Raw genomic sequence first — 23,254 nt, forward strand, 5'->3', positions numbered from 1 at the left:
AATTATACTGCAACCGGTGCTTTAATTGCTGGGTGTGGATCATATCCTTCAATCGTTAAATCTTCCATTTCAAAATCAAACACAGATTTCACATCTGGATTTAATGTAAGTTTCGGGAATGGACGTGGTTCACGTGCCAATTGCTTTTCTACTTGTTCAAAATGATTCGTATAAATGTGTGCATCTCCAATTGTATGAACAAATTCTCCCACTTCAAGACCACATTCATGTGCGATTAAATGTGTTAGTAATGAGTAACTTGCAATGTTAAATGGAATTCCAAGGAATATGTCACCACTTCTTTGATATAACTGACAAGAAAGTTTGCCATCCGCTACATAAAACTGGAATAGCGTATGACAAGGTGGTAATGCCATACTTGGTACATCTTCAGGATTCCAGGCAGAAACAATTAAGCGACGGGAGTCTGGCGTTTTTTTAATCATTTCAATTACATCTTTTAATTGATCAAGCGTCTCACCAGCTGTCGTTTTCCAGGCACGCCACTGCTTTCCGTATACATCTCCTAAATAACCATATTTATTCGAGAAATCATCATCTTCTAAAACGTTCTTTTTAAACAATTCCATTTGCTCATCGTACTGCACTTTAAATTCCTCATCTTGTTGTGAGCGAAGACCGAAATCTGTCATATCAGGGCCAGTATACTCATCGCCTTCTACCCAGCTCTTAAACGCCCATTCATTCCAAATATTATTATTATGTTGCAATAAATAGCGAATGTTTGTATCACCTTTCATAAACCAAAGCAGTTCACTTGCTACTAGGCGAAATGGCACTCTCTTTGTCGTTAATAAAGGAAATCCTTTACTTAGATCGAAACGCATTTGATATCCAAATACAGATACAGTACCTGTCCCTGTACGATCTTCTTTCTTCGTACCGTTCTCCATTACATGACGGCATAAATTTAAGTATTCATATTCAGCATGTTTCATATGTAAGAAAACCTTCTTTCAATCTTATATGAGATTTATCATAACATGAAAAACAGCGAATTTAATAATCCAAATTAATAAAAATTCTTTCAATATTTCTTACAAAATTATTAACTTTCAATATTAAAAAAGGTTTTCACTTTTCTATTACAGAAAGTATAGTGCGGAACATAAAAATTATATTTGGAGGTTGGAAGCATGTCTAAAATCAAAACTCCTGTTTTAAGTACGTTACAACATAAGGTTGAGAAGATGATGAAGGATTTACACGTTCCTGGAGCGGCTGTAGCTGTTATAAAAGATGGTGAGGTCATTATTTCAGAAGGTTTCGGCTATCGTAACATAGAGAAAAAAGAGGCTGTTACTCCGCAGACACGATTCGCAATCGGTTCTGCGACGAAAGCATTCGGTACGCTTTCATTAAGCTTATTAGCACAGCAAAAAAAGTTTAATTGGGATACTCCTGTCCAAACTTACGTACCTAACTTCTCTCTATCCGATATGCTCGCTAACTCGCAAGTTACAGGACGAGATTTAGCTTCTCATCGTACTGGGGTAAGTCGTCACGATGCTCTTTGGTACAGTTCTTCCTTAACTCGAAAAGATCTTGTTGAAAAAATAAAACATTTATCACTTGATGCACCGTTCCGCACAGCATTTCTTTATAACAACTTAATGTATGCGACAATTAGTTATATTGTAGAAAACATTACGAATCAAACGTGGGAGCAATACGTTGCAGAACATATTTTAGAACCTTTAAATATGAGGCATACAAACTTATCTGTTACAGACTCACAAAATACAGATGATTACGCATTACCTTACACTGAAGATAATGGTGAAATGAAAGAAATTCCATTCCGAAATATTGATACAGTTGGAGCGGCTGGATGTATTAATTCTACCATTGAAGATATGGCAAAATGGGTTTTGCTTCATTTAAACGAAGGAAAAACAGAAAATCATGATTTGATTTCTACTGAACTACTCCAAGAAATGTATACACCACACACTCCAATCCCGGATCAGCCAATGTTATCAACAAGTGAATCACCATTAAATAGCTATGGACTAGGTTGGTTTATTAGTGCTTACCGCGGTTATAAACTTATTCATCATGGTGGTAATATTGATGGATTTTCTGCACTTGCGTCATTTATGCCCAACGAAAATATCGGTATTATCGTATTAACAAATTCAGGGCAAACTGTACTCCCTACTTATATTACAAAACATATTTACGACGAACTTCTCGGACTAGAATATATCGACTGGCATGAACGCGCTGTAGAAGATAGTGAAAAAATGAAAGAAATGATGAAAGAGGCAACTACATCACTTCCCGAACCAATAAAAGGGACTACCCCTTCTCATGCATTAGATGACTACACTGGAACTTTTGAGCATCCCGCTTATGGAACACTGAAAGTATACAAACAAGATGATTTCCTACATGTACAATTTATGGATATGGAATTTCAGCTAAAACATCATCATTACAACATCTTCTCAGCATCAATTAGTTTGTTCCAAATGAAAATGGGGCTTTTATTCGCTTATGATATGAATGTAAATGGTGAATTCCCGACTCTTCAATTACACGTACCTGCAACTTTAAGTACTCAGCCTCTTACATTTACGAAAATTAAATAACAAAATAATAGAGGGAAGATTACTCTTCCCTCTATTATTTTGCAATCAGAAATTTACCTTGCAACCTATAATCCTATTATTGAATTTAACAAATAAAATGATGATAACCCAAATGCTAAATTATTTATCGTTTTCTGACAGAAGACTCCTTCCTCAAAAATGTGAAGGTGTGAAACACCAATTTTAGGTGGGAGATGAATGTCAGTAGGCGTAAGCCTACGTTTTTTTGTATACTGTAGATATACGATGAAAAAGTGAGGTGCAACCTATGTTAGTAAATAAAGCATATAAATTTCGTATCTACCCGAATAAGAAACAAGAAATATTAATTGCTAAAACAATCGGTTGCAGTCGCTTTGTATTTAACTATTTCCTTGCTCTTTGGAATGATACGTATAAAGAAGCAAGAAAAGGGTTAACCTACTTTTCTTGCTCTGCCAAGCTTACTCAATTAAAGAAGCAACAGGATACGATTTGGTTAAAAGAAGTAGATAGTATCGCTCTTCAATCCACATTAAAAAACCTCGCAGATGCTTTTTCACGTTTTTTCAAGAAACAGAATGATATGCCTCGATTCAAGTCTAAAAAGAATACAGTTCAATCCTACACAACTAAGCAAACAAACGGAAATATTGGAATTGTAGGCAACACAATAAAATTACCGAAACTTGGCCTTGTTCGCTTTGCTAAAAGTCGTGAAGTAGAAGGGCGTATCTTGCATGCAACGATTCGTCGTAACCCAAGTGGTAAATACTTTGTATCTATCTTTGTTCAAACAAGCGTACAAGAAATGCCTAAAACTGATTCCACTTGTGGAATTGATGTTGGATTAAAAGATTTTGCCATTCTTTCTGATGGCACAACATACAAGAACCCTAAATTCTTCCGTACATTAGAAGAGAAGTTAGCGAAAGCACAACGTATCCTTTCTAGAAGAACAAAAGGTTCTTCGAACTGGAATAAACAACGTGTGAACGTTGCACGAATCCATGAACATATTGCAAATGCAAGAGCTGATTACTTATATAAACTTTCTACTGAAATCATCAAAAACCACGATGTTATCGGTATGGAAGACTTACAAGTCAGTAACATGCTCAAAAATAGAAAGCTTGCAAAAGCGATTAGTGAAGTATCTTGGTCACAATTTCGGACTATGTTGGAATATAAAGCAAAATGGTATGGCAAACAAGTTGTTATAGTATCTAAAACATTTGCTTCTAGTCAATTATGCTCCAATTGTGAATACAAAAACAAAGACGTTAAAAATCTAACCATTCGTGAGTGGGATTGCCCTTCTTGTGGCGCACATCACGATAGAGATCGAAATGCAGCACTCAATCTTAGAAATGAAGCAATTCGTCTCTTAACCGTAGGAACTACGGGGATAGCCTAATGAATTAGAAACCGTTAGGTTTCTGTACTTAGGAAACTCCCACTTCAAACAGTCCGTGAGAATGTTAAGTGGTGAGTAGTTCAACAAAACAGCTTAATGAACAAGCCATGCATTAATTATTATATTCCCTCAAAGGAAAAGACTTTCTTATTACCGATTCAATGAATGTGGAAGAACATCATTATTATTTGTGCGTTTATTTTTCTTATCTTTCCATATAAATTTTTTCAAACACATAAAAACAGTAACTGAAATAGCGACTCCAACTGTAACATCTGAAGCAAAATGGGCTCCTACCACAATACGACTCATTGGTACTAGTATCTTATTAGTTGGTTCATATAAACTATTGGATATTTGTAAGTCTGTAAATGCAAAGATACATAGTAAAATAGCGAAGCTGGAAATTAATATCACTTTTCTATTTCCCATCATTTCTCCTACTTTCCACTATGCTTTAATATAAAATTCCCCATCTCAATTGCTAAATCTTCACTTTGAGGATAAACCCCTACATTATCTCCATAAGCGTGCCCTAAACCACGATAAAGGACCGTTTCAGTATCCACTCCTTTTTTAGTCAATTTAGCTGCATACGCTAAACATTCTATCATTAAAAAATCATGCTCTCCTACCGTAATAAATGTACTTGGATAGTCTGGGGATACATCAACATATGGACTTAAATACTTCGAATGAATTTCTTTCGTACCAAGTACTTCTGACATACCTCCAACCATTGAATGCATTATATTAAGCATTTTTTCTAATCCTTTTTTATACTTAGGAGCAATTTCATATTTATCTATACTCCAAGAATAAAATTCATCTTCATAGTCACACATATTAAGTGTAGGATACAGAAGCAACTGTCCCTTCACGTACTTCCTACCATCTTCCATATCTTTAGTTGTACAATACTGTGTTAAGTTCCCTCCTGCACTATCACCAGCAACAAAGATATTATTCTTATCACCGCCTAGTATTTCAGCATTTTCATAAATCCACTTTAAAGTAGTGTAGCAATCTGTATGCCCAGTTGGAAAAGGATTTTCCGGAGCTAATCGATAATCCACAGAAACTGCTAGTATATCCGTTTTTTCTACTATCAATTTCACAAGTTCTTCTACTACATCTGGTGATCCTGCCATAAATCCACCACCATGAATAAAGTATAAAACTGGCGCATTCTCTTGTTTAGAAACACTGTTATAAATTCTTATCGGAATATCATATCCATCTTCCGCTTTCACTGTTTTATGCGTAATATTAACGTCTTTAGTGACAATTGGAACACTCTTAATTCCATTAAATTGTTTTCGCATATTCCTTACCGATTTTTCAGAAGCGTCCATTTTCATCATATTTTTAGGCATAAACCTCATTACATTCATTTGAACCTTCGTGTCCTTATAAAGACGTGGATCCATCGCTCCTTTTTCATCACAATCTGGTATGTTTTTTACTAAAACTTTCGCCCCCTGTACATTAATTATTTCTTGTTTTTCTTGAATTTTTTCTAATAGGTTTAAGTCATATTTTCTAGTCATCTAGTATTCATCCTCCCTTGTTTTAAACGCTTTCATTTCTTCAGATTAGATAAATCTCTATTGAATCTCACTTCATTTACTATTACTAAATAAAAATACGTTCCATGTACAAAATGTACCATGGAACGTATTTTTATTGTTGTTCATATTTGATTCGATTATTGTCATTTTTTGATATGATATTTTTCCTATACTGTAATGGTGTATATCCGTATTTTTCTTTAAACTGTGAAATAAATGATTTTACATTTGGAAATCCGTGTTTCACTGCTATATCTTGTATAGAATTTGTACTATTAATAATATCTTCATACGCTTTATAGAGCCTGTATCTCGTTAAAAAAGTGGTAAAATTTGATCCGAACGATTTTTTGAACATACGTGAAAAATGTTCTTCACTTACAAAAAAATATTTAGCTACATCTTTCAGTTTAAGTTCTTCATCATAATGTTTATAAATATACGTAATCATTTCTTTCTGTTTATTTCCAAGTTGATAATTATTGTCTATACTCTCTCCTTCTTTGCAATATCGCAATAGAATATAAACAATTTCATAAATTAAACTATTAATTTTTATGTAACTTAAATCATCAGAATTTGTGACTAACTCCTTTAATTCATAAAATATTTGCTGGAGGTTAGTTTTCTGAACAACTGATTCTTTTATATTAAATCTATATTTATCAAAATCTCCATTTACCTCTTTAAGAAATTCATAAGAAATAATTAACATCATTACTGCACAACTTGTATTTTTAACTTTTTCGAATTCATGAACATCGCCACTATTCACAAAAATAAATTCGCCAGCGGATACTTTCTTTTTTTGCCCATTCACATACAAGAAAACCTCTCCATATACGACTAGACTAATTTCAATACTTCTATGCCAGTGAGGAGGAATATAATAGTGAAAACCAGTAGGTAACATCGTGTCCTCTATATATTCAACCATTCCTGGAATTCTATCGCGTACTTTTATTTCTTCATATTTACCTTGCCTGATTTTCAATAGTCCACCCCCTTTTTATATTATAAAGTGAAACTTTAATCAGTGGGGATTTTGTTCATCCCCACTGATTATTAGCCTTCACCAATCGAGCGTTTACGGGCAGCAGGGCTTCCACCTAACTTCTTTGCTCAAGCCGAATTTTGAGGTGGGAGTTTTACTGCCCGGCAAATAGCGGGATAAAGTAGACGTCAAGGTTTTCATTCCTTCATAAAAAAACTACATACATAGTATGTAAAGAGACCGTCTCATGAGTTATTTACAAATAGCAGGTGTGAGATTTCCCACCTGCTATCCTTATTTTTTATTCATCATTTCACTATCAAACCAGATTGGCTTTGATAATTCAAAGTTTTTATGATCCTCTAAAACTATAGTAAGACGTTCTAACGTATCATCTAACATATGCGGTGCTGCTCGTAAACTCCAGACAACTGAAGAAAAAACCGTCATGCCAACGTAAACCGCATATAATTTCCAAAACTCCTCTGGTATTCTCCCATTAAAGTATCCTTCTATTTGTCCGATTGAATATGGGATACTAATGTCTCTTGCAAATAATGCAATTTTTACGAAATCATGAAGTGGATCGCCCCAATCATAGCCGTTAAAATCAACAACACCTACATATTTCGCATCACGTACAATTATATTTTCTAAATGAAAATCATCGTGTTGAAATCGATTTGGGCGGTTCTTTAAATATTTTTCATTTTCATCTATAAACTTTATGATTTTATCATCATTTTTAATTCGTATTCCGCATGTTTTATATGCCTCTACATATTTTCGATGTTTTTTCATTGCTCTTTCATACCATGAGAGTATATCCTTAGGAGCTTCATGTGTATGCATTTTTGCTAAGTCTTTTCCTGCTGCTATACCAATATCATATTGTTCTCTTGGCGTATATGTAGGCAATAGCTTCTTAGCATCTTCTCCTTCTAAATATGAAAAAATACTATAACATAAATCTTCTTCCTCCAATATACCGAGTTCAATTGGTCTTTGAGCCTGCACGTTACGTTTTACCATTTCATTTAAAATTTGAAACTCTATTTTTTTCCTATCATACTCTTTTATATCACCTGTCCGTAATAAATATTTTTCATCATCAGTAGTCGTAATAATATATTTTTTATCAGGAGAGAAACCTTTAGAGATTTCTTCAATATTTGCAGCATCTTTTACTATTTGTATATTGTTTTTCCACGTTGTAATTATCTTCATGTCTATTCTCCTTACATTTCTGTATTCGCTGTATACGCAACCTCTACAATAAAGCCCTTCGGGTCATAAAAGTCTATTGTATAGTAACATCCGAATAATGATTCATTTCAATTGGACCACGTATAACCTTCACCTTATTGCCAGTAAGAAACTTTGCTACCCAAAATTCAATATGATAAATAACTGCTCGAAGTTTATTTATATTGAGAATGTGCCGCCTGTACTACTTGCACAATTTCCCCTGGCGTATTAACCATATAATCTGGCGCGTCTCCTTTTACTGTCTCAATTACGTCATACCCCCAAGAAACCCAAATGACATTCACACCAGCTTTTTTACAAGCTGTAATATCACGTTGTTCATCACCGACATACAACAAATCTTGTTCTGTTAGCTTTTTCGACTTTAAAAATCTTTTAATCATTTTATCTTTACCAAACAAATTTTTAGAACAATACACTTCTTGAATATTTTCTATGCCATTACTATGTAAAAATGCCCTAATATGCTCTTCTGAGTTCGAAGATATAATCGCAATCCCGTAGTCTTTTTTATGTAATTCATCTAATACATCTTTCATCCCATGGAATAAAACGAGATCTTTTATAGCAGGTTGATATAATTTATAAAACTCTAACGCCAATATAGGAAGTTTATAAAGTGGTACATCGAGTTTTTTACATCTTTCAGAAATAGTCAATTTTCGTAAAGGCTCAATTTCTTCCTCACTAACTGTCTTATATCCATGCTTTTCAGCAAGTTGATTATAAATTGGTACAAATATATTTTGTGAATCTACTAATGTGCCATCAAAGTCAAAAACGATATATTTTTGCATCCCCATACTCCCTTTTCTTTTTTCCTAAACCTATGTTATTCAACAACATAAATGTCTTACCCTTTCATACACATAAAAAAAGAACAAGATTTTCTCTCGTTCTTTTTAAGACAACCATTTCGGCGGTACATTCGTATTCCAATAAATATTTCCTAACTCATGGTGTCCTGAATATCCATCATCAAAACGATGATAGTGGAAATTAAAATAATATCCATCTTGCGGTGGATGATCTCTCCTCACATGAAATCGCAGTAAGTCATTTCCTGATTTCGTGTCATAAACATGAAAAATCTTTTCATTATTTCCACCAGCCGGTCTTTGAGAAATCGCTAATGATTGCAAAGATTCTTCTGGCACATCATTTGCAAGTTCCGCAATTGCCTCTTCAATTTTAGGTAATACAACATCTTTAAATTCATCTTCAATTACAGGCCCAATTTTAGAGCCGAATTTTTGCATAGATTGCTTTTCTGCTTCTTGCATCGCATAGTTAACAAAAGTATCGGTGGTTAACCTATCATTTGTTTCTTCATATGTATAGGACGTACTCTCCAAATTTTGTTGCCCAGCTGTGCTCGTAGGCTTGTCCGCAGCTTTGGCATTATCAAGTAATATGGAAGGAGGCGTCACTAAACCAAACGTAAATACGGTAATTAATGCGACTAAGGTTTTTCTAAACCAATTTGGCATTTATGTTCCCTCCCCTTTCACTCATTATATTTTATATAACGGTTGTTTCTTCTATTATACAAAATGATTGTAATTTTTGCACTTTACAATTTTGTTAACGTTCACATATTTTTCACTTGAATATGAAATTGTAAGATTTCATACACTATAAATACAACAACAATGAGGGGGCAATCAGATGACTTTAGATGTCGTGTACTCAGCCGCAAGCATACTCCTTTTAGTATATTTTATTTACCAGTGTGTTACAGACTAGAAAAAGAGCCGCTTCCGGCTCTTTTTCTATGGTAAAAATACAATCCAACCAATGAATACTATAAAAATAACTCCAATAATTACTGCTGGTAATAAATAAAACTGAGAAAGGATGACCGTCCCGTATATGAATACGACTGGAAGGAGCAAATAACGATCCGCCTTCCACCTTAATAATAGTAATTCTCCTTCATCACAATATAAATGTAGAAACATTTTCTTCGTAAATTCATTCCAATAATCACGCGCATAGCGAGAAATAGCAACTATAGCAAATACAAGAATAATAGCTGTTATCCACTGCGGAGTCACGATAATACTTACAGTACTTATACATACAATTTGAACATAAAATATTAAAGCACTACTTGTACGCAAAAATTCTTTTAAAAAAGCTTCTACAATACGCGAATCAGAATTTTTTCCTAATATCTTTTTAGACCGAGGGAACATCCACGGTTTTTTATTCGAACTACTTGGTTTAGCTGCATGACCACCAACTTGCATAATCCCTACAGTCCAGCGCATACTTTCTTCTTTTTCTTTCTCAACTTCTTTAAAAAAGAAATTTTTATAATTCATCTTTTCTTTTACTAAGACTACAGTAAGTACAGCTACTAGGCCGGTAAATAATATGAAATACAATGGATTTTTAAAAATGAAAAATACACTGATTCCAAAATAGACTAAACTTAAAGAAAATATAACATCTTTTATAATCAATAAAACCCATCGTTTCCCCACACGTACATTTATGAATCTCGTCAACAACGATAGCATAAATCGAAAAACAGTAAAGAACATCCAGAACAGTACGATTTGTATAATTGTCGCTCCCATACTTTTCATCAATATAGGCAGCATAATAAATACTACAATTGCGTTCGTTATTGCAATCCGAATTAACGTATATATAATGCCAAGCTTCATTAATTTTCGCATATGATTTGGGTACGAAATTAAAAATAAACTATCTGCTTGTTCAAAAAATGAGCGAACTCCTCTTGAAAATGTGACAAAATAAAACGCAAGTAAACCTAACCCAAAATAAATGTTCTCTTCCATCGATAATTCTTTCATCCATAGTGAACGATAATAGATCCCCGCAAATATAAGTGCTGGAATAATAATATATAATGCTACTGTCCAATCTGTTACAGAACGAATCGCTTTCCATTTTCTTTGCAATTCATGACGTAACCTTTTATTAAACTGTTGTTTAATCATTTTGTTCCCGCCTTACAATTGCATCGAAACAATCTAACAGTGTACGTCCTGGCATTTCTGCTAACGATTGGATCGCCTCTAAATGCCCATCTGCTACTAATGTACCTTGCGAAATGAGTAAAAATCTTTCACAAATTCTTTCAGCTGTATCCAGCACGTGCGTACAAAGTAATATACCTGCTCCTCGCTCTTTTTCTTTATATAAATAATTCAAAAAGTCTTTCGTGGCTACTGGATCTAAACCGATAAAAGGCTCATCAATAATATAGAAATCTGGCTCTGTTAAAAATGCTAATATTAGCATCGATTTTTGTTTCATACCTTTTGAAAATTTTGATATGTATTCGTGTATATGTTTTTCCATTCGAAACGTATGTAATAATTCCTTTGCTTTGTCCTCCCAATGTCCCTCTTCATTTCCACGGGCAGCCATTAACAATTCAATATGCTCCCATAAAGTTAAATAATCATAATAAGTGGGATGCTCCGGTACATATGCATATGGATTTTTCTTTTCACCAAACGAGATTTCACCATCCATATTGACAAGCAAACCGAGTATCGACTTAATTGTCGTACTCTTTCCTACGCCATTTGCACCAATAAGAGCCACTAACTCTCCTTTTTCAATTGCAAATGCAATATCATGAACTGTCTTTTCACCAATTTCATATCCGGCTGAGCGGATATTCACCTCTAACATAATACTTACCTTCTTTCCATTTACATTACAATCAAGGAAAATGATAACATATCCCTCTTAATATAGTATTATATCACTTCTGATATATTTATTTCTGTAGCAGGAAAAAGCATATTTCAAGAGAATACTTAATGTTTGTAGATTTTAATTTAAATTGAAAGGACTATAACTATGACAAACATTGAAGCAATATTCATTGATCGTGACGGAACAATTGGCGGTGATACTACAATACATTATCCAGGTTCTTTCACATTATTTCCTTTTACAAAGGAATCTTTACAAAAGTTAAAAGCCCAAAATATTAAACTATTCTCTTTTACGAATCAACCAGGTATCGCGGATGGAAAAGCAACTGCGAATGATTTTACGAAAGAATTAAAAGAGTTTGGTTTTGATGATATTTATCTATGTCCTCATAAACATGGTGATGGATGTGAATGCCGCAAACCGAGCGCAGGTATGCTCCTGCAAGCAGCGGAAAAACATGGGCTTGATTTAACAAAATGCGCTGTAATCGGTGATCGCTGGACGGATATTGTTGCTGGGGCAAAAGTAAATGCAACGACTATATTGGTTCAAACTGGCGCTGGATATGATGCTTTACATACATTCCGAGATAAATGGGCACATATTGAACCAAACTACATCGCAGAAAACTTTGAAGATGCTACAAATTGGATTTTAAATCATCAATAAAAAAATTAAATGAGACGTCTTCACATTGAAAACGTCTCATTTAACTATATATATTTCAAAAAGTTAATTCATAATGGAAATAACGATTATCTCTCAAGTATCCATTTTCAGCGTATAATCGCTGAGCTGATAAATTATCAATCTCTGTTTGTAATTTCACACCTTTTGCGCCATTTTCTAAGGCAAATTCTTTTGCAGCTTCTAACAATTTTTTACCTGTTCCGGCTCCGCGCTTCGCCTTTTGTACAAACAGATCATTTAAAATCCATAACTCTTTCATCGAAATAGAAGAAAATGATGGATATAGTTGCGTGAATCCGATATATTCTCCATCTTCAACTGCCACGAAAATAATGGATTCTTTTCTCTCGATTCGATTTCGTAAAAACACTTTTGCTCCTTCAATATCGGAATCTTGTCGATAAAATACGCGATAGTTATTAAAAACAGATGCTAGTCCATCTAAATCTGCAATTGTTGCCTCATATATTCTCATTTTGTTTTATTCCCCTTCCAATATTGTTTCATAATATCCGTTACCCATTTAGGCTGTAGAATTTCTTCTTTCGGCATAAACTCTTTCATTATCGGCTTTATATCCAATATAGGGGTGCCATCAATAGCATCTAACCCCTCAACAATAATTGATTTACCTTCTCTTTTGATCACCTTTACAATTGTAGCTCCTATGCGATTCGGACGATTTTTCCCGCGCTGTGCAAAAATGCCTACTTTAGGATAATCATTATTATTTCTAGGATGTCTAGCAAAATATTGAATTTGTTCATCAGTTACTTTATGAAAATAAAAGACAACTTCAATATGAGAAAAATCTTCAATCCCTTGTATACTTTCCTCTGTATACATATCAGTTAAAGTAATATAGGATCTTACTTCTCCCCACTCATCATCTTTTATTTCCTTTCTTTCATTATGTACAAATGCGATTGGCTGAACTGAAAACATCCGCATTCCCCCTTAAATGTAACCACTTACATTATAAAATATTTTCTGAATGTTTTCCAGACAAATGAGTTGAGTTTACATAATATAATTACAATCTATTATCTAAAGCGAAATTGACTGCTTCAATCGCATGTATATGCGTTGTATCAAATATCGGAACTGATATGTCTTCCTGCTTTATTAATAACCCTATTTCTGTACACCCTAATATTATTCCTTGCGCCCCTTTTTGCACTAACTCTTCTATAACTCTTTTATAATACTCTCTAGATTGAGATGTTATCTTTCCTAAACATAATTCTTTGTATATTACTTCATTTATTTTTTCTCTATCTTTTCCTAATGGTACTATTACTTTTATATCATTCTCTTCTATACGTGATTTATAGAAATCTTGCTCCATCGTATATTTTGTTCCAAGCAGACCAACCGATTGAATACCTTTTCTATTTATTTCTTTTGCAGTTGCATCCGCAATATGTAATACTGGAATGTTAATATTCTCCTTTATTTTCTCAACTACTTTATGCATTGTATTTGTGCAAATGATTATAAAGTCTGCTCCTCCTTTCTGCAATGAATACGCCGTATTCCCTAATACTTCTCCTGCTCCCTCCCAATCTCCGCTAGACTGGAATCGTTCAATCTCTTCAAAATTCACACTATTAATCAGACATTTTGCTGAATGTAATCCACCTAATCTACTTTTTATTTCTTCATTTAAAATTCGATAGTATTCAGAAGTTGATTCCCAACTCATACCACCTATAAGACCTATCGTTTTCATAGTAAAACACCTACCTAAACTATTTTTATAAAACCAATAACAATATTTTATTATGTATATTATACACAATAAAACAAGACTTTAAATTTATAATATAAAGTCTTGTTTTAACTATTTCCAAGGAAATTTTATTATAATATTCTGAAATTAAAACCCTGATGTTTTTATAGCATCTTCATATTGATAATTAAAACACTCTCGATACAACTGTTTGATTTCATCATAAGAAGGAACTCGTGGATTATTTCCTGGGCTACCACTTGCAATTGCATCTTTCGCCATTTTAGAAATAGCATTTTCAAATTCAACTTCGTCAATTCCGTATTCTCTTAAATTAGGAATACGAAGATCAAAACAAAGTTTCTTAATTTCAGCAATCGTGTAGTTCGCTACTTCTTCATCAGAATGAGAATACAAATCTTTGTTTAAGCTACGTCCTACTTCTGCTAACCTTTTTATTGCACTCATTTTTGTAAACTCTAAAACTGTAGGTAATAGTATTGCATTCGATATTCCATGTGGTACATGGAATAATGCTCCCACTGGACGGGACATACCATGCACTAATGTAACAGATGCATTCGAAAAAGCAATCCCAGCTTGTAATGAAGCAATCATCATTGCTTCCCTTGCTTCCATATTATCTCCATCTTCATATGCGATACGTAAATATTTCATAATGCTTTCAATAGCTGAAAGAGCAAGAACATCTGTAAGAGGTTGTGAAACTTTAGAAATATAAGCTTCAATTGCATGGCATAATGCATCTACTCCCGTTGCTGCAGTAATATGAGGTGGTACCGAACTTGTAAAAATCGGGTCTATTATAGCAACATGAGGGATAAAGCTTGGATGTTTTATCATCATTTTCACATCTGTTTTTTTATTTGTAATTACTGCTACACTTGTTACTTCCGATCCAGTACCAGAAGTCGTAGGGATTGCGATTAGCGGTAGTGGATTGTATTCTATTTCTATATCCTTTTGGACGTAATCTTCAATTTCTCCACCATTTGTATATAACACTGCTACTGCTTTCGCAGCATCAATACAGCTTCCTCCTCCAATACCTATGATAAAATCGCATTTTCCTTCTTTACAAATAGATAACGCTTCCAATACGTGTAAATTTGTAGGCTCAGTGTTTACTTCATTGTACGTAATAACAGTAATCCCTTTCGCATTTAAGTGATCCACACATCTTTCAACATAACCGAAACTCTCCATAATTGTATCACTGACAATAAAAGCCCTTTTCCCTAACTTTCTTGATTGATCCCCTAGTTTTTCAAACGAATTTCTTCCATATAATACAGACTTCGGCATACGAAACTCAGCAACTTCTTGCAAGTACTCCACCCCTTCTATTTATAATAAATATTTGCAACTACTCAGCCATGCATTTCATTCAGAAGTTTGATAAAGTCTATTATTCCAGTTAAAATAAGCCCCCTTATTAATATACTTTGTTTTAAAACTTTGCGCGTGGCAGGAAAGGCCCTGACCGCTCCTATAAATAGCCAGGTCCTCTCTCGACCAAATTAAAAAACTTTTCTGCCGATTTTTCATAGAGTGACTGAGTAGTTACAATAAATATTTTATTATGTAAAATATCAATCTAATAAATATTTTCTTTTCGTATATTAACTAGTATTAATAGATCCCTGTTAAAGTATAGAATGCGATGACTGCAAATACAGCAATCGTTTTCAAAATTGTAATAGCAAATATATCTTTATATGACTGTTTATGTGTTAATCCTGTTACCGTTAGAATAGTAATAATTGCACCATTATGTGGTAATGTATCCATTCCGCCTGATGCCATTGATACAATGCGGTGCATAACTTCTAATGGAATATCATATTGATTGGCCGCTGCAATAAATTTATCCCCCATCGCACTTAACACAATTCCCATTCCGCCTGATGCTGAACCTGTAATTCCAGCTAAAATATTCGTCGTTACTGCCCCATTTACTAATGGATTCGTGAAAGTTGCAGAGATGCTATCTCTCATAATTGCAAAGCCTGGAAGTGCTGCAATAACACCACCAAATCCAAACTCCGCGCCTGTATTCATTGTTGCAAGTAGCGCTCCACCAATACTTGTATTCAATCCAGCTTGAAATCCAGTTACTACTCGTTTCCAATATAATAAAAGCGTTGATAAAATCCCTATAATAAGTGCCAATTCTACAGACCAAATCCCAACTACCGCACTTAATTCAACTTTTCCAAATGCTTTCATACCAATAGCTGAGAAATCAAAACCATCTGGATACCACTTTGGTATCATGATTGTGAAAACTTTATTCATTACACCTACTAAAATAAGTGGTACAAACGCAATTACTTGCTGTACTCTTGTAATTTCAATACCGCTTAATATCGGCATATCTTTTTGTTCTAATTGCAAAGATGCTGCCATTTCAGAATTTCCATCGTTAAAACCAAAATACCCTTCTCCTGCTGCTTTTGCCTTCTTACGCTTGCTCTCTAAATAAAGTAAGCCTAACGTTAAAACAAAAATTGCGCCTAAAATACCAAGTATCGGTGCTGCATAAATATCAGTTTTAAAAAAAGTTGTAGGTATTACATTTTGAATTTGTGGTGATCCAGGAAGCGCATCCATTGTAAATGTCGCTGCTCCAAGAACGATTGTGCCAGGGATTAAACGTTTTGGAATATCCGCTTGTCGAAACAACTTAGCCGCAAACGGAAATATAGCGAACACCACTACATACACACTAACACCGCTATACGTTAAAATAGCTCCCATTAAAACAATCGCTAAAATTGTACGTTTTTCTCCAACTAACTCTACAATCGTCTTTGCGATGGAATCAGCGATTCCTGACATTTCTACTACTTTCCCAAATATTGCTCCAAGTAAAAACACAGGGAAATATAATTTAATAAATCCTACCATTTTCTCCATAAAAATATTTGAAAAGAAAGGTAATACAAAACTAGGCTCTGTCAAAAATACCGCAAATAATGCAAAAATAGGTGCGAATAATATTACAGAAAATCCTTTATATGCTACAAACATGAGTAAACTAAGTGCTAATAAAATAATAACTAGCTCCAATTATAACCCTCCTTTTAAACTGAAAATTCAATCTTTTAACGACGAACTTTTACTCGTATTTCGAACCCTTTTATTTCATGACATTCCTCCTCTTTTTATCCCGCTATTTGCGGGCAGTAAGACTCCCACCTTAAAATTCAGCAAATGTGCAGAAGCTAGGCGGGATATCAACTGCTCGTAACAGCCCGATTGGTGAGGGCTGATAATCAGTGCCGGATGGACAAAACTTCCACTGATTAAAGTTTCACTTTATTACAAATTTTTCATGCTAAAATTGTCTAATTATAGTATTCGATTACATATGTAAAATCCCTTTAAACAAAAACGATTTCATCGTCATATGTTATAAAGGGATTTCTAGGTTCTATTTCTATAGTTTTATCGTACTATTCTCTATACAAAAGCTTTGTAGCTCTTCGACATCTTTCACTATATGAATCGCCCCAGCATCACTCAATTCAATCTCACTACCATATCCATACAATACACCTATTGAAGAAATTCCGTTACTGTTCGCACCGATTACGTCATGCTTTCTATCACCAATCATCACCATTTCTTCTTTTTTGAGTTCTTCATTTGTTTGTAAAATATGAGCAATTATTTCTTCCTTTTTTATTCTTGTCCCATCTAAATTACTCCCAACAATCTCTTCAAAAAAAGATGTTAACTGAAAGTGCTCTATTACTTGTTTCGCAAATACAGTAGGCTTTGAAGTTGCTACAAACAAACGATTGCCAGCATCCTTTAATTCTTGCAATAGGGCTGTAATTCCATCGTATACTTTATTCTCTAATAAACCACTTTGCTTTAAATATTCCCGAAAGTAAAACACCGCTCGTTCTACTTCTATTTCATTCATATTATATCTATCTGCAAAAGATTGTTGAATTGGTGGACCGATAAATGAATCTAACTCACTTATATTCACTTCTTCAATCCCCATTTTTTCTAACACGTATAGAACAGCATTGATTATCCCTTCTTTCGGATCAGTTAATGTTCCATCTAAATCAAATAGAAATGTTGTATACATATTTAATTCCCCCACTGATTTTATATGTACCCTATTAAGGCCATGCTCCTACTTATCCCTTTACTATACTATCACCATCTAACTTTTCAGAAAATTACTTTTTCTAACCCTTATACTTTCAGTTACAAAATCACAAAAGATATGATAAAGTAAAAAAGTTACAATTATTTTAATAGAAACTGGTGAAACAAATGTCAATTACATTAATTTTTATAATGGCTTTCACAATTGTTATCCACGCAGTCGAAACTAGTTCTTATAGTATTCGATTAGCTGGTGTTCGTTTAAAAAAGATTGTCGTTGCCTTATCTGTCGTAGGAATGGTATTACTTATTTCAAGAACGTCAAATTTACTACAAGCCTTTTTAATTGGCGGGATTGTCGATGACGCAAAACGAGATGCTTCTATTAATTTAGAACATACTATACGACTTGTACTATTATCTGCTTCCATCGGTACATTACTTGCGATTATTCTTTATCCAACTTTGACAAAACTATTTGGATATGTCATTCAAAACTTTGAAACAGATGGTTCTTTCATTCGAATGATGAAAACAAATAACATTCAAAAATTAAAGTACACAAAAAAATATGTGCGCTTTCCAAGATTTGAAATGATTCATAGATTGCGTATCGGTGGTATCCCAAAGCGTATTATGCTTATTAACATGTTTGCTACTGCAATTTATACAGCAGGTGTTCTTTCTGCCCTTTATGCTTCTTTTCTAAATCCAGATTACGCAACAAATGCAAGTACAGCTTCTGGCCTTGTGAATGGTTTTGCTACAATTTTATTAACAGTGTTACTCGATCCACGTATAGCACTTTTGACAGAACGTGCTTTACAATCAGAAAATGGCGCTGAATCTATGAGTAAAATGTATGGTTGGCTAATGATTTCTAGACTTCTCGGCACCTTATTAGCACAACTTTTATTTGTACCAGGTGCTCACTGGATTTTATGGATTATTGAGCTGATGCATTAATCTACTAGGAAGGTGTATTTATCAATGAATATAAAAACAGAGCAAGATTTAATTCACTTAATAGAAAACGACGAATGGATGATGAATGTATTACAATTGGCAAAATCACTAGAGCTACCTGATTGGTGGATTTGCGCTGGGTTTGTCCGTTCTAAAATTTGGGATACTTTACATAACTACGAAGTAAGAACGGCTACGCCAGATGTCGATGTCATTTATTATGATCCATTACATAAAGATGAGGCGTACGAACAATCATTAAAACAGAAGCTGGCGAATATGGATGCCTCTATCCCTTGGTCAGTAAAAAATCAAACTCGCATGCATGTAGTGAATGGAATGCCACCATACTCTTCTTCTGTTGATGCTATTTCTAAATTTCCTGAAACAGCAACCGCTTTAGGAGTTACGCTTGACGAGCAAAACAATGTCATATTAACAGCTCCATGTGGAATTGAAGATGTACTTTCATTACAAGTGAAACCTACACCTCATTTTCTGGAAACGAAAGAACGAATACATATGTACAACAAAAGAGTTAATCAAAAGAAATGGCAAAGTAAATGGCCTAATATTACAATCACTTATCCAGAAATTTAAAATAGAGCGCTTCGCATTATACGAAGCGCTCTTTCTTTTTTAGTTCAAAAAATGAATGACTGTTTCAGCAAATCGATCAGCTTCCTCATAATGTGGTGTATGGCCACTCTCTTCGAATATGATATGCTTCCCATTTTGAGCATCTTTATTAAATGTTTCAATTTGTTTTTCACACGTTACTACATCATGTTTTCCTACAATTAATAACATTGGATTTTGTATATCTTTTATTTTAGATAATAATGACGTATGACATGCTCCCTCTAATTTTAATCTATCAAAATGGATTTTGGAGCGATTTGAAAATACTTCCCACTCTTCATCACTATATAAACTATCGTCTGTCTCATCTTTTTTATAATTGTAAATCTCCATTCTTTTTTCTTCTAATTCAGCACTTAATCTTATATAAGCTTCTAACAACTCTTCTGAACTAGCATTATTAGATGAATAAGCAAAGCAGTCTTCTGCCACTAATTCTTTTCCATACTTTTTTAATAAAGTTCCTGTCTTTTGTAGTAAGGCCCTACTTGTTAATGCAAAATCGAAAGTCGGACCTTCAAATATTATTTTCTCTATTGAATTTGGATACATCGACGCATATAACAACGCTAAATATCCACCGAAAGAATGTCCAATTACAGACCATTTCTCAATTTGTAATACTTTTCTTAGTTCTTCACAGTCTTCAATTAAATCACATAGTCCAAAAGTTTCTTCTTCGGTAATTACTTCTGACCGACAAACCCCTCTTTGATCTATCATAATTACATATAAGGAATCTTTTAATCGTTCCGCTTGATGAAATGAAAAATCATAACAGCTTTCACCTGGACCACCGTGTAAAAATAATACTGGTTTATTTTTAGGACTTCCATGTGTTTCAACGTATAGCTTTTTCCCTCTAATGTTCATATATTTCCCAACTTCAATCAAATTCGTTTTTATGATCATCACCTTCTTTTTTACCGAATATTATAACATTTAATATTAAATAATCCCTATTACATTTAAAAAGACAATAATTATTGCAAGTGGTGCTACAAATCGAAGTAAAAATGCCCAGATAGTAAATACTATCTTTCCGTAATTTCCACCTACAAAAAATTCAGCTTCTAACACTTTCTTTTCCATCTTGAATGATACGAAAATACTAATAAATAATGCTCCCAGCGGCATTAATATATTACTAGATAAGAAGTCTACTGCATCAAAAATATTCTTCCCAAAAATCGTAATATCACTCCATACTCCAAATGATAAGGCAGATGGTATACCTGCTAGGAAAATACAGAACCCGATGATCCATGATAGTTTAGCTCTTCTTTCTTGTTCACCATTTGCTAATGCTGAAACTACCGTCTCTAGTAGAGAAAATGCCGATGTTAATGTCGCAAATGTAAATAGCGCAAGAAATACCGTTAAGAACAATCCTCCTAATGGAATTTGACTAAATACAGATGGTAATACGATAAATAGTAAGCCTGGCCCTTCTGTCGGCTCCATGCCTAACGAAAATACTGCTGGAAAAATGGCAAGACCTGCAAATAAAGAGACGAATAAATTCAATCCAACAATTGTTATTGCTGATTTTGGTAAACTTTCTTTTTTATTTAAATACGAGCTATACGTAACCATAATCGAAATCCCTATACTAATCGCAAAGAATGATTGGCCCATTGCGAATAAAATACTTTCTGAAGTAATCTTCGAGAAATTTGGTTGTAAGAAAAACTTCACGCCTTGCATCGCATTATCCAGTGTTAATGAACGAATAATAAGAGCGACAAATAAAACGAACAATGCTGGTAACATATATTTACTTGCTTTTTCAATTCCATTTTGTACACCTTTTGATACAACCCATATCGTAATGAACATAAAAGCGAAATGTCCAGTAATAGCCCAAAGCGGATTTCCAATTGTTTCAGTAAATAACGAACCGTAATTTTGTCCCGGAGTAATAAGTTGTCCTGTTACTCCCCTGAAAAAATATATTAAAACCCATCCACCTACAACGCTATAAAACGAAAGTAATATAAAGCAAGTTCCAACACCAAGGCGTCCAATCCAGTGCCATCCTGTATTTGGTGCGATACTTTTAAATGCCCCAACTGCTTGTTTTTGTGTACTACGTCCAATCATAAATTCAGCTATAAGTAGCGGTAATCCAATTAATACAGTAAATAATATAAAGATTAAAAAGAATGCTCCTCCCCCGCTCTTTCCAGCAATATAAGGGAACTTCCATATTGCGCCAAGTCCAATTGCTGATCCTGCTGCTGCCATAATAAAACCTAATTTCGAAGTCCATTGCTCCGTCTGTTTCATCCTATTTTCCTCCTGCTAAAATCATTTTATATTAATAAATAAATGTTATTGATCAATCTGAATAAAACCTCCATTTCTTTTTCTATAAAATAAAAAAATGGCCCAACGTCTCTATATAAAGAGACGCTAAGCCATTTACTTAACGCGGTACCACCCTTATTGATTCCATTATGAATCCACCTTAGTAGTAATCGTTTGATTACAAACCTAATATCGAAGGTTAACCGTTAAGATTTACTAAGAATGTGATTCCGTTCCACCTTACTGCTCCTAGGCGAGTTCAGGATGTCATTTGACTATGTCGCACCAACCCATAGCTCTCTGCACAAATACATGACCTTACTACTCCTATTCAACACATTTTAATATTTAGAATATATTTTCTTTTGAAATTAATATGAAGTATATCGGTTATATTTATAACTGTCAAGGGATATATTATTTTTTTGTCGAAAAGGATTTTTATAAAATCACATAGAAAATATTTACAAATAAAAATATAAGGAAAAAATACGTTATGTCACTTTTAAAGAGTGGATGTTTTTTTATTATCCGCTCACTGTTCATTATCCTTGGTATTATTGGGATTTGTTCTTTACCACAATTGTTTTTTGGTACATCTCCAAGTTCATCAACATCGCTAGCTATACAACCAACACCTACTTTACAATTTAATTTTAGTAACTATCATAATTTCAAGTTATATTACGAAAGAGAAAGTAGACGCAGGAAAAATCACACCTGTTCCTGCTTATCAATATGTCGATGGTAAAATAACTAGTACTGCCCCAGCACCCCCATCTTTCTCTCATCCCCTCGGAGTAGATCAGCATGGGGGTGATGTATTAATTTGGACTCTCTACGAGGCAAAAACACCAATATTTTATACAGTAATTATTAGCTTTTTTCGGATTGTTTTTTCACTTATATTCGGTGTTCTTCATGCATACTTTTATCGATATGTACGCTTTTTAGATATTTTATTTGAAACATTCCAATACGTTCCGACTACCTTACTAGCGATATTTTTACTATCACCTGTAATGTTCGTATCTCCTGATGAAGAACGTCTCTGGCTTACTTATATAATTTCGGTTTTAATTTTTATTAGCGTACCAAATTTAGTACAACTTTGCAGTAATGAAATTCGTTTATTACTACAAAATGAATTTGTGATAAGTTCTAAAACATTAGGAGGTAGTTTTTTTCACATTTGCAAGATTCATTTAAAAC

22 protein-coding genes, 1 pseudogene and 1 other annotated feature are annotated in these 23,254 nt (G+C 33.8%); of the genes and pseudogenes, 5 read left to right on the top strand and 18 right to left on the bottom strand.

Translation table 11 applies throughout. The features are described 5' to 3' along the window. Nucleotides 1-2: 2 nt before the first annotated feature. Complete coding sequence (locus AC0IXC_RS06060; protein ID WP_471652704.1) at nt 3-959, bottom strand: thymidylate synthase; 957 nt, start codon at nt 957-959, stop codon at nt 3-5. 198 nt (nt 960-1,157) lie between these two features. Here AC0IXC_RS06060 and AC0IXC_RS06065 point away from each other — a divergent pair, with 198 nt between their 5' ends. Together AC0IXC_RS06065 and tnpB are read left to right on the top strand one after the other, a co-directional pair. After that, nucleotides 1,158-2,615 carry a serine hydrolase gene (locus AC0IXC_RS06065; RefSeq protein ID WP_002031694.1) on the top strand — a complete coding sequence of 486 codons (1,458 nt, stop codon included), beginning with the start codon at nt 1,158-1,160 and terminating at the stop codon, nt 2,613-2,615. Between the two features lie 268 nt (nt 2,616-2,883). After that, the gene (gene tnpB, locus AC0IXC_RS06070; protein WP_326996553.1) at nt 2,884-4,011 is read left to right on the top strand and encodes an IS200/IS605 family element RNA-guided endonuclease TnpB; all 1,128 of its coding nucleotides are present in this window, start codon (nt 2,884-2,886) and stop codon (nt 4,009-4,011) included. Nucleotides 4,012-4,161: 150 nt separating this feature from the next. On the opposite strand, the gene AC0IXC_RS06075 is transcribed toward tnpB, so the two are convergent. The 9 genes and pseudogenes from AC0IXC_RS06075 to AC0IXC_RS06115 form a co-directional block, all read right to left on the bottom strand. Continuing rightward, nucleotides 4,162-4,443 (bottom strand): phosphatase PAP2 family protein, encoded by a 282-nt coding sequence (locus AC0IXC_RS06075; RefSeq protein WP_002085886.1) that lies wholly within the window; start codon nt 4,441-4,443, stop codon nt 4,162-4,164. Between the two features lie 8 nt (nt 4,444-4,451). Further along, a complete protein-coding gene (locus tag AC0IXC_RS06080) occupies nt 4,452-5,561 on the bottom strand; it encodes an alpha/beta hydrolase (RefSeq protein ID WP_002031698.1) in 1,110 nt (369 codons plus the stop codon). Nucleotides 5,562-5,694: 133 nt separating this feature from the next. Beyond that, nucleotides 5,695-6,576, bottom strand: coding sequence for an AraC family transcriptional regulator (locus AC0IXC_RS06085; RefSeq protein WP_427341092.1), 882 nt, complete (start codon nt 6,574-6,576; stop codon nt 5,695-5,697). Nucleotides 6,577-6,870: 294 nt separating this feature from the next. Further along, entirely contained in the window at nt 6,871-7,803 is a 933-nt protein-coding gene (locus tag AC0IXC_RS06090) for an aminoglycoside phosphotransferase family protein (RefSeq protein WP_341085936.1), read from the bottom strand. An 11-nt stretch (nt 7,804-7,814) separates the two neighbouring features. Continuing rightward, nucleotides 7,815-7,963, bottom strand: a pseudogene (locus tag AC0IXC_RS06095) (VOC family protein); the annotation flags it as partial. 34 nt (nt 7,964-7,997) lie between these two features. Continuing rightward, a complete protein-coding gene (locus AC0IXC_RS06100; RefSeq protein ID WP_002141618.1) occupies nt 7,998-8,642 on the bottom strand; it encodes an HAD family hydrolase in 645 nt (214 codons plus the stop codon). Between the two features lie 105 nt (nt 8,643-8,747). After that, nucleotides 8,748-9,335 carry a YpjP family protein gene (locus tag AC0IXC_RS06105; protein ID WP_002031682.1) on the bottom strand — a complete coding sequence of 196 codons (588 nt, stop codon included), beginning with the start codon at nt 9,333-9,335 and terminating at the stop codon, nt 8,748-8,750. Nucleotides 9,336-9,617: 282 nt separating this feature from the next. Then, nucleotides 9,618-10,817: an ABC transporter permease gene (locus AC0IXC_RS06110; protein ID WP_061688413.1), complete on the bottom strand. Its 1,200-nt coding sequence runs from the start codon at nt 10,815-10,817 to the stop codon at nt 9,618-9,620. Then, nucleotides 10,810-11,520: an ABC transporter ATP-binding protein gene (locus AC0IXC_RS06115; protein WP_002141616.1), complete on the bottom strand. Its 711-nt coding sequence runs from the start codon at nt 11,518-11,520 to the stop codon at nt 10,810-10,812. Before AC0IXC_RS06115 ends, AC0IXC_RS06110 begins: the two co-directional genes overlap by 8 nt. A 171-nt stretch (nt 11,521-11,691) precedes the next feature. Between AC0IXC_RS06115 and AC0IXC_RS06120 the strand changes: the two genes are divergently transcribed. Next, a complete protein-coding gene (locus AC0IXC_RS06120; protein ID WP_016102095.1) occupies nt 11,692-12,219 on the top strand; it encodes an HAD-IIIA family hydrolase in 528 nt (175 codons plus the stop codon). A gap of 55 nt (nt 12,220-12,274) precedes the next feature. On the opposite strand, the gene AC0IXC_RS06125 is transcribed toward AC0IXC_RS06120, so the two are convergent. From AC0IXC_RS06125 to AC0IXC_RS06150, 6 genes are all read right to left on the bottom strand, one after another. Beyond that, on the bottom strand, nt 12,275-12,715 hold the full coding sequence (locus tag AC0IXC_RS06125) for a GNAT family N-acetyltransferase (RefSeq protein ID WP_002085894.1): 441 nt from the start codon (nt 12,713-12,715) through the stop codon (nt 12,275-12,277). Continuing rightward, nucleotides 12,712-13,185, bottom strand: a complete 474-nt coding sequence (locus AC0IXC_RS06130) for an SAM-dependent methyltransferase (protein ID WP_002085895.1) — start codon at nt 13,183-13,185, stop codon at nt 12,712-12,714. Before AC0IXC_RS06130 ends, AC0IXC_RS06125 begins: the two co-directional genes overlap by 4 nt. 88 nt (nt 13,186-13,273) lie before the next feature. After that, on the bottom strand, nt 13,274-13,972 hold the full coding sequence (locus tag AC0IXC_RS06135; protein WP_002012596.1) for an aspartate/glutamate racemase family protein: 699 nt from the start codon (nt 13,970-13,972) through the stop codon (nt 13,274-13,276). Between the two features lie 147 nt (nt 13,973-14,119). Then, complete coding sequence (locus tag AC0IXC_RS06140) at nt 14,120-15,322, bottom strand: iron-containing alcohol dehydrogenase (RefSeq protein ID WP_033709032.1); 1,203 nt, start codon at nt 15,320-15,322, stop codon at nt 14,120-14,122. Between the two features lie 303 nt (nt 15,323-15,625). Further along, a complete protein-coding gene (locus tag AC0IXC_RS06145; RefSeq protein ID WP_033709030.1) occupies nt 15,626-17,065 on the bottom strand; it encodes a GntP family permease in 1,440 nt (479 codons plus the stop codon). A 370-nt stretch (nt 17,066-17,435) separates the two neighbouring features. Then, nucleotides 17,436-18,101: an HAD family hydrolase gene (locus AC0IXC_RS06150; protein ID WP_215591207.1), complete on the bottom strand. Its 666-nt coding sequence runs from the start codon at nt 18,099-18,101 to the stop codon at nt 17,436-17,438. Nucleotides 18,102-18,292: 191 nt separating this feature from the next. Here AC0IXC_RS06150 and AC0IXC_RS06155 point away from each other — a divergent pair, with 191 nt between their 5' ends. Further along, complete coding sequence (locus AC0IXC_RS06155) at nt 18,293-19,090, top strand: lipid II flippase family protein (protein ID WP_002141610.1); 798 nt, start codon at nt 18,293-18,295, stop codon at nt 19,088-19,090. Between the two features lie 24 nt (nt 19,091-19,114). After that, nucleotides 19,115-19,690 (top strand): nucleotidyltransferase family protein, encoded by a 576-nt coding sequence (locus tag AC0IXC_RS06160; protein WP_002012589.1) that lies wholly within the window; start codon nt 19,115-19,117, stop codon nt 19,688-19,690. Nucleotides 19,691-19,729: 39 nt separating this feature from the next. On the opposite strand, the gene AC0IXC_RS06165 is transcribed toward AC0IXC_RS06160, so the two are convergent. Next, nucleotides 19,730-20,644, bottom strand: a complete 915-nt coding sequence (locus AC0IXC_RS06165; protein ID WP_326996527.1) for an alpha/beta fold hydrolase — start codon at nt 20,642-20,644, stop codon at nt 19,730-19,732. A gap of 36 nt (nt 20,645-20,680) precedes the next feature. After that, entirely contained in the window at nt 20,681-22,021 is a 1,341-nt protein-coding gene (locus AC0IXC_RS06170) for a sodium-dependent transporter (RefSeq protein WP_471652705.1), read from the bottom strand. 116 nt (nt 22,022-22,137) lie between these two features. Then, nucleotides 22,138-22,386, bottom strand: a binding site (T-box leader). Between the last annotated feature and the right edge of the window lie 868 nt (nt 22,387-23,254).

The organism is Bacillus sp. AC266 (genome assembly GCF_979253805.1).

Excerpts from the sequence above, each read along its gene's own strand:
- AC0IXC_RS06155 (WP_002141610.1), top strand. The coding sequence starts at position 18,293 with ATGTCAATTACATTAATTTTTATAATGGCTTTCACAATTGTTATCCAC.
- AC0IXC_RS06150 (WP_215591207.1), bottom strand. The coding sequence starts at position 18,101 with ATGTATACAACATTTCTATTTGATTTAGATGGAACATTAACTGATCCG.
- AC0IXC_RS06130 (WP_002085895.1), bottom strand. The coding sequence starts at position 13,185 with ATGTTTTCAGTTCAGCCAATCGCATTTGTACATAATGAAAGAAAGGAA.
- AC0IXC_RS06105 (WP_002031682.1), bottom strand. The coding sequence starts at position 9,335 with ATGCCAAATTGGTTTAGAAAAACCTTAGTCGCATTAATTACCGTATTT.
- AC0IXC_RS06120 (WP_016102095.1), top strand. The coding sequence starts at position 11,692 with ATGACAAACATTGAAGCAATATTCATTGATCGTGACGGAACAATTGGC.
- AC0IXC_RS06165 (WP_326996527.1), bottom strand. The coding sequence starts at position 20,644 with ATGATCATAAAAACGAATTTGATTGAAGTTGGGAAATATATGAACATT.
- AC0IXC_RS06115 (WP_002141616.1), bottom strand. The coding sequence starts at position 11,520 with ATGTTAGAGGTGAATATCCGCTCAGCCGGATATGAAATTGGTGAAAAG.
- AC0IXC_RS06080 (WP_002031698.1), bottom strand. The coding sequence starts at position 5,561 with ATGACTAGAAAATATGACTTAAACCTATTAGAAAAAATTCAAGAAAAA.
- tnpB (WP_326996553.1), top strand. The coding sequence starts at position 2,884 with ATGTTAGTAAATAAAGCATATAAATTTCGTATCTACCCGAATAAGAAA.
- AC0IXC_RS06065 (WP_002031694.1), top strand. The coding sequence starts at position 1,158 with ATGTCTAAAATCAAAACTCCTGTTTTAAGTACGTTACAACATAAGGTT.
- AC0IXC_RS06090 (WP_341085936.1), bottom strand. The coding sequence starts at position 7,803 with ATGAAGATAATTACAACGTGGAAAAACAATATACAAATAGTAAAAGAT.
- AC0IXC_RS06110 (WP_061688413.1), bottom strand. The coding sequence starts at position 10,817 with ATGATTAAACAACAGTTTAATAAAAGGTTACGTCATGAATTGCAAAGA.
- AC0IXC_RS06125 (WP_002085894.1), bottom strand. The coding sequence starts at position 12,715 with ATGAGAATATATGAGGCAACAATTGCAGATTTAGATGGACTAGCATCT.
- AC0IXC_RS06075 (WP_002085886.1), bottom strand. The coding sequence starts at position 4,443 with ATGGGAAATAGAAAAGTGATATTAATTTCCAGCTTCGCTATTTTACTA.
- AC0IXC_RS06160 (WP_002012589.1), top strand. The coding sequence starts at position 19,115 with ATGAATATAAAAACAGAGCAAGATTTAATTCACTTAATAGAAAACGAC.
- AC0IXC_RS06135 (WP_002012596.1), bottom strand. The coding sequence starts at position 13,972 with ATGAAAACGATAGGTCTTATAGGTGGTATGAGTTGGGAATCAACTTCT.
- AC0IXC_RS06170 (WP_471652705.1), bottom strand. The coding sequence starts at position 22,021 with ATGAAACAGACGGAGCAATGGACTTCGAAATTAGGTTTTATTATGGCA.
- AC0IXC_RS06100 (WP_002141618.1), bottom strand. The coding sequence starts at position 8,642 with ATGCAAAAATATATCGTTTTTGACTTTGATGGCACATTAGTAGATTCA.
- AC0IXC_RS06060 (WP_471652704.1), bottom strand. The coding sequence starts at position 959 with ATGAAACATGCTGAATATGAATACTTAAATTTATGCCGTCATGTAATG.